Origin of the sequence: Megasphaera sp. UBA4233, assembly GCF_002395615.1 — a bacterium.
GTDB classification, from domain to species: domain Bacteria; phylum Bacillota; class Negativicutes; order Veillonellales; family Megasphaeraceae; genus Megasphaera; species Megasphaera hexanoica.
Genome location: NZ_DGXL01000007.1, coordinates 62,806 through 69,539, shown reverse-complemented (window position 1 = coordinate 69,539; position 6,734 = coordinate 62,806). Strand labels below are relative to the sequence as shown.

The 6,734-nt window shown below is 46.9% G+C and carries 6 protein-coding genes; 4 read left to right on the top strand and 2 right to left on the bottom strand.

Annotated features, from left to right (window positions below):
• The coding region (locus tag B2U90_RS01770) for a pyruvate-flavodoxin oxidoreductase (protein WP_292016958.1) at positions 1-300 on the top strand (300 nt) is incomplete at its 5' end.
• 459 nt (positions 301-759) lie between these two features.
• Complete coding sequence (locus B2U90_RS01765) at positions 760-2,220, top strand: Na+/H+ antiporter NhaC family protein (protein WP_307788708.1); 1,461 nt, start codon at positions 760-762, stop codon at positions 2,218-2,220.
• A gap of 125 nt (positions 2,221-2,345) precedes the next feature.
• On the opposite strand, the gene B2U90_RS01760 is transcribed toward B2U90_RS01765, so the two are convergent.
• Both B2U90_RS01760 and B2U90_RS01755 read right to left on the bottom strand, forming a co-directional pair.
• A complete protein-coding gene (locus B2U90_RS01760) occupies positions 2,346-3,335 on the bottom strand; it encodes a LysR family transcriptional regulator (RefSeq protein ID WP_292016957.1) in 990 nt (329 codons plus the stop codon).
• A 277-nt stretch (positions 3,336-3,612) separates the two neighbouring features.
• Positions 3,613-4,140, bottom strand: a complete 528-nt coding sequence (locus B2U90_RS01755) for a cob(I)yrinic acid a,c-diamide adenosyltransferase (RefSeq protein WP_292016956.1) — start codon at positions 4,138-4,140, stop codon at positions 3,613-3,615.
• Between the two features lie 539 nt (positions 4,141-4,679).
• Between B2U90_RS01755 and B2U90_RS01750 the strand changes: the two genes are divergently transcribed.
• Positions 4,680-6,149 (top strand): anthranilate synthase component I family protein, encoded by a 1,470-nt coding sequence (locus tag B2U90_RS01750; RefSeq protein ID WP_059076587.1) that lies wholly within the window; start codon positions 4,680-4,682, stop codon positions 6,147-6,149.
• Complete coding sequence (locus B2U90_RS01745) at positions 6,146-6,718, top strand: anthranilate synthase component II (protein ID WP_059076588.1); 573 nt, start codon at positions 6,146-6,148, stop codon at positions 6,716-6,718. Before B2U90_RS01750 ends, B2U90_RS01745 begins: the two co-directional genes overlap by 4 nt.
• Positions 6,719-6,734 lie beyond the last annotated feature (16 nt).

Sequence of the window (6,734 nt, the reverse complement as noted above, 5' to 3'; positions counted from 1 at the left end):
ATCAACCACGGCATCAAGAAGGGCATGGGCTTCAGCCAGATAGAAGCAAAGAAAGCCGTACAGAACGGATACTGGCACCTCTACCGGTACAACCCGGACGTAGAAGCAGCCGGCAAGAATGGATTCAGCCTGGATTCGAAGGATCCTAAGGGCGATTTGAAAGACTTCCTCCTGGGCGAAGTACGGTATGCATCGCTGCAGAAAGTCTTCCCGGAACAGGCGGAACAGTTCTACGAACGTACGGAAAAAGATATGAAAGACCGGCTCGATTCCTACAAGAAATTGGCAGACAGAAAGTAATACCCCTGTATCTCCCCTCTGTCTGTTAACAACCTCCATTTTCACCATAGATGTATAAGCGCACGAAAGCACTCTGGATATGTGTCCGGGGTGCTTTCGTGCGCTTGCTTGATATTTGAATTATTTATAACTATCGATATAGTACAACAAAGTTAATATAAAATTTAGCTATATAAAACCAAAATGAATATGTATTATACAAAAACGACATTATATTGTAAAATAAATACAGAGTTAAGAAATACGAAAATAATAACTGCATATGCATCTATGACGGTGATATTATTAAATATTTGCGGATGTAGATGGACGGGGACATATGTATTGCTCTATACCGATATATTAATTTTAACTATAATTATGCATAAGAATCTGTGATACGTGGCCACTACAGATTTTTAATAAAGCAGAAGAATCCGATGCTGTTATTTCATTGGGATATTTGAAAGGAGAAATCATATGAAAGAGCGTGAAGAACTCGAAAAAGAAGTCGAGATGGACGTTAGAGATGAAAAGGAACAAGTAACGAATCAGGCAAAACCAAATGCCATTGCATTGATTCCGTTCATCGTCTTTGTTGCCGTATACCTGGGCAGTGGCATTATTCTGGATATGAGCGGTATGGAAATGGCCTTCTATCAGTTCCCGGCTCCACTGGCAGCTGCTATTGGCGCGATTACTGCATTCTTTGTTATCAAGGGTAATTTTGAAGAAAAATTTGAAACGTTTGTCGCAGGCTGCGGTGATTCCAACATCATCATCATGTGCATCATCTACCTGCTGGCCGGTGGCTTTGCTGCTACCTGTAAGGCTATGGGCGGTATTGACTCGACGGTCAATCTGGGCCTGACCTATATTCCGCCAGAATACCTGGCAGCAGGCGTATTCGTTATTTCCGGTTTCATTGCTACGGCAACGGGTACATCTGTCGGCAGTGCGGCTGCTGTCGGACCTATTGCTGTCGCCGTTGCTGAAAAAGCCGGTATTCCCCTGCCTCTTATGATCGGCTGTGTCATGGGCGGGATCATGCTCGGTGATAATCTTTCCATTATTTCCGATACGACCATTGCCTCGACCCGTACACAGGGGTGTGCCATGAAAGATAAATTCCGCCTGAATTTCTGGCTGACATTGATTCCGGCCATCCTGACAGTCATATTGCTGATTATTTTCGGTGGTTCTGAAACGGCCGTCAGCACAGGGGACCATCCCTATAATCTGATTAAAGTTCTGCCTTATGTAGTCGTTCTGGTTACGGCCGTTGCCGGTGCCAACGTATTCCTGGTCCTGGCCGGTGGTATCGTCCTGGCTGGCATTATCGGGCTTTTCTATGGAGATCTGACGGCTCTGACTTTTGCACAGGCTATTTACAAAGGCTTCCTGGGCATGACGGATATCTTCTTCCTCTCCATGCTGACTGGCGGCCTGGCTGCTATGGTCAATAAAGCCGGTGGGATTTCGTACCTGCTGGTCAATGTACAGCGCTTTATCAAAGGCAAGAATTCGGCCGAACTTGGGATTTCTGCACTGGTATCCATTACGGATATTGCTACGGCCAATAATACCGTTTCCATCATCATCAACGGCGAAGTTGCCAAACGCATCTGCTATAAGTTCCACGTTGATCCCCGCCGCAGTGCGGCCCTCCTGAGTACATTTTCTTCTATCTTCCAGGGCCTCATCCCATACGGCGCACAAATGCTGATCATGGTCGGCTTTGCCAACGGCAGAGTATCTCCGCTGGAAGTATTGCCGTATTGCTGGTTCATTTACCTCCTCGGCATATCTGCCATCATTTCCGTTTTCGTTCCTTTCTCCGATGGTTTCATCCGCAAAGATCCCTGGAACTTTGCCGAACAGAAACCGCAGAGTCAGGTTGAAGGTAGTGCTGGAAAAAGCACAAACTCCATAACAGCATAGGGTTTCATCTGACAGAGGCTTCTGGATTCCGGAAGCCTCTGTCGGACTGAATAGTATTAATAAAACAAGCTGTAACAAAAGGACTTTTGAAGTCCTTTTGTTACAGCTTGTTTTGCTATATCTGCTTAGCTTTCTGATGGCATATCAGGTTTTGCAGAATCAATTGTTTTTGGAACGGCTGATTCCGACAGGGTCACGCCACGGTTGATGAGAGTATTTTTTAATTGTTCGATATAGTCCCGGGCTGTCGGAGATAAGTTTGTAGTCTGGGATTTTATCCAGCCGACGCGCATGATATCCAGCGGGTTTTTCATAGGAATAGACACGATAGGCCAATAATCCCATGCGCGGAACAGGATACCCGTACCGACTGTATAGGCATCGGTCGAAGCGATGATACTGAATAAGGTGGAACGGTCGGTGATATTGATGGCCCGTTCGGGATTGATATCGGGGATAATGATTTCTTCAGAAAACTGGTACGAGTCTTCTTCCTGAGTGTACTGGATATAGGGATATGGTGCCAGCTGTTCTATCGACAGGGAATCGTATTTGGATAATGGATGAGCCGTATTCATAAATACATAAGGCGGATAGGAAAAGAGCTCTGTGAACTCCAGCCCATTTTTGCGGAGAGTCCGTTCCATGAATTTCTGTGTCATTTTGGAAATAAAAATGATGCCAATCTGGCTGCGCTGAGTGATGACATCCTGAATGACCTGGGAAGTACGGCCTTCACGGAAGGTGATGGTGTACCGGGGATTCCGTATAATCGACTGCAGATAATCGGTGAGGGCATCGACGGCAAACATATAATGCTGGGAAGAAATAGACAGGCGCAGCTTTTTTTCTCCTTCCTGCTGAGGACTGAAATGTTCGCGCAGGCTTGTCGTCTGCTCGATGATATGATTGGCATAATTGAGGAATTCCAGCCCTTCCGGTGTAAAACTGATGCCATGGCGGTTTCGTTCCAGAATGGTAATGTGAAATTCTTTCTCCAGCTCTTTTACAGCTGTACTAAGACTGGGCTGGGCAATGAACAGAGCCTGGGCGGCCGCTGAAATAGAATTATGCTTTGATAGTTCAACAATGTAATGAAGCTGTTGTAAGGTCATACTGCCACTTCCTTGATATATGGGTAATCTATATACATAAACTAAAAAGTGTCCGACATATAGTGTATATCATTATTTTAACAGAGTGTTTCCTAAAATTAAAGGAAAAGTGGCGGAACAAAGTGAGATAGTATAAAAAGTACAGGAACCGTGATGGAATAATATGTAGTTTATTACATATAAATAGTGCTTTTGTCATAAAGAAAAACCTGGCCAGGAAACGTTTATGCCAGGTTTTTCGCATTATATCAGCTTTGGTTCAGCATGAATAGATGGCTTATTCTTCAATACCGACGCGGGCGCCTATCCCCTTATCGAAGGGGTGTTTGCGCTTACAGATTTCCGATACGTAATCAGCCATGTCGATAAGGGCTTGTGACGGATTGCGGCCCGTCATGACGACTTCCAGTTTTTCTGGCTTTGTGCGCAGGAATTGCAGTACTTTTTCTTCATCGAGAAGGCCCAGGCTGCAGGTGACGAGTATTTCATCGAGGACGAGCATATCCGGCGTATCTTTGCGTACCGTATCTACGATTTTATCGAACATCTGTGTCTGGATTTTCTTGGCTTCTGCCAATTCTTCTGGTGTCATCTGGAAGGTGAATTTTTTAAATCCCTTGCCACGGATGACCGTGATGCCGGGGATGCGGGCCAGCGAAGCCAGTTCTCCTGTTTCCATATCTTTGAGGAACTGGGTGAATAATACCTTGCCGCCACGGCCGGCACAGCGGATCGTCAGCCCCAGGGATGCCGTCGTTTTTCCTTTGCCGTCACCGCAGTAAATATGAATGAGTCCTGTGTCCATATTAAATCCCTCCTCGCAGGTAGTATTTTTTTCAGTATAGCACAGAAAATAAGGCTTGCACAGTTGCCCGGATTAGAGATGATAATGGAATTTGTCATAGTCATGCGTACAATTTTTCATATCGCTGATACCGGTTTTGTGGCGCATAAAAATAAATTTGTGCGTATCACGTTTTACTTCGTCTTCTGGTACTTGACAAGGCTCGTATCCCGGTGTATGATTTGGTACATCAAATGAACATCGTCCCAAAACCTTTGAGGCGGAAGTAAAAACATGACGTGCACGTACAGAGAGCCGGGGTGCTGAGAGCCGGCCGTAAGCAGCTTGTTAAATGGACCGCTGAGGGCGCAGTCAAAGGCTGATGCCGAGTATTCTGCGACGTGGAGGCATACGTCAGTTGCCGGGAATATGATGGTATTCCGTCGAGAGCAGGAGTCAGATCCTGAAGCAAGGTGGCACCGCGGTATAAGTTAACCGTCCTTGACAATATATACAATTGTCAGGGGCGGTTTTTTGGTGTCTGAATGGAGGAGGTCCCAATGGAAACGCTGAGTCTGGAAGAAATAAAACAATATGCCGGCACATATAAAGTCGTACCGTTGTGCCGCAGTATATATGCTGACGTACGTACGCCAGTCGAAGTGCTGCGCATCGTCAAGAATGTCAGTTCTCATTGCTATCTGCTGGAAAGTATGGAAGACAGCCAGCGCTGGGGCCGGTACAGTTTTATCGGGTACGACCCGCAGATGGGTATTTATTGCAAGGACGGCGTCGTTCATATCAAGACCGGGGCAGAAGTTACGGTCCGCTCGCAGCATCCCGAAACGTTCATCAGTCAGATCCTGGATGATAATAAAGCACCGCGTATCGATGGCATGCCGCCCTTTACAGGCGGGCTTGTCGGATATTTTGCCTATGATTTCATCAAATACGCCGAACCATCCCTGAATCTGCAGGCAAAAGATGATGATGGATTTAATGATTTTGACCTCATGCTGTTTGATAAGGTCATCGTCTTCGACAATCTCAAACAACAGATTTACCTTATCGTCAACGTACGGCTGGAATCGGCTGATGAAAATTATAATCGGGCTATGCTGGAATTACAGCGCATGGAAGTACTCATACGCAAAGGGGAAAAAGCCCGGAATATTCCACTTACACTCAAAAGTGAATTTAAGCCTCTTTTTACGAAAGACGAATACTGTCGCATGGTGGAAAAAGGAAAGGAATATATCCGGGAAGGTGATATTTTCCAGGTCGTCCTCTCCAACCGCATGATGGCCGAAGCCGAAGGCAGCCTGCTCGATACATACCGCGTATTGCGCACGCTGAATCCATCGCCGTATATGTTCTTCTTTTCTGGTGATGAAATCGAACTGGCCGGCTCATCACCGGAAACACTGACCCGCCTGGAAGATGGCAACTTATTTACTTTCCCGCTGGCTGGTTCGCGGCCCAGGGGAAAGACACAGGAAGAGGATCAGGCATTGGAACAGGAATTGCTCCATAACGCCAAAGAACTGGCAGAACATAATATGCTCGTCGATCTGGGGCGGAATGATCTGGGACGCATCAGTGAATTTGGCAGCGTCCACGTAGAAAAATATCTCGACGTACTCCGATTCTCCCATATCATGCATATCGGTTCGACTGTGCACAGCCGGATACGGCCAGACAAGACGGCTGTCGATGCCATTGCTTCCGTGCTGCCGGCAGGGACGCTTTCCGGAGCTCCCAAAATCCGGGCCTGTGAAATCATTGATGAACTGGAAGGTCATAAACGGGGCGTCTACGGAGGGGCCATCGGCTATATCGATTTTACGGGAAACATGGACTGCTGCATTGGCATCCGCCTGGCGTACAAGAAAAAAAATCACGTCTTCGTCTGCTCTGGTGCCGGCATCGTAGCGGACAGCGTTCCGGAACAAGAACATCAGGAATGCATCAATAAGGCAAAAGCCGTCGTACTCGCACTGGAAAAGGCCGATGGAGGGATAGACCAATGATTGTACTCATCGATAACTATGATAGTTTTACCTATAACTTGTATCAGCTCCTGGGACAATTCGACCCGGATATTTTGGCCATCCGCAATGATGAAAAGACGGTAGAAGAGATTGCTGCCATGAAGCCGGACCACATCATCATTTCTCCGGGACCGGGAAGACCGGCCGATGCAGGAATCTGTGAACAGGCCATTACCTATTTTACCGGCAAAGTGCCACTCCTCGGCGTCTGCCTGGGCCATCAGGCTTTATGTGAAGCCTATGGCGGTACGATTACCTACGCCAAAGAATTGATGCATGGCAAGCAGTCCATCGTGGAAGTTGACACGGAAGATCCATTGTTTTCCGGCCTCGGCAAACGTATCGATGTGGGCCGGTATCACTCACTGGCGCTGGATCCGGATACGCTGCCCGATGAATTACAGGTTCTTGCCCGGACGGAAGATGGGGAAATCATGGCTGTGCGCCACAAGGACTATCCGACATATGGCCTGCAGTTTCATCCGGAATCTATCCTGACACCGCAGGGACCGATTATGATACAAAATTTCTTAAATATGCATATATAGGACAGAGGGGGATTTA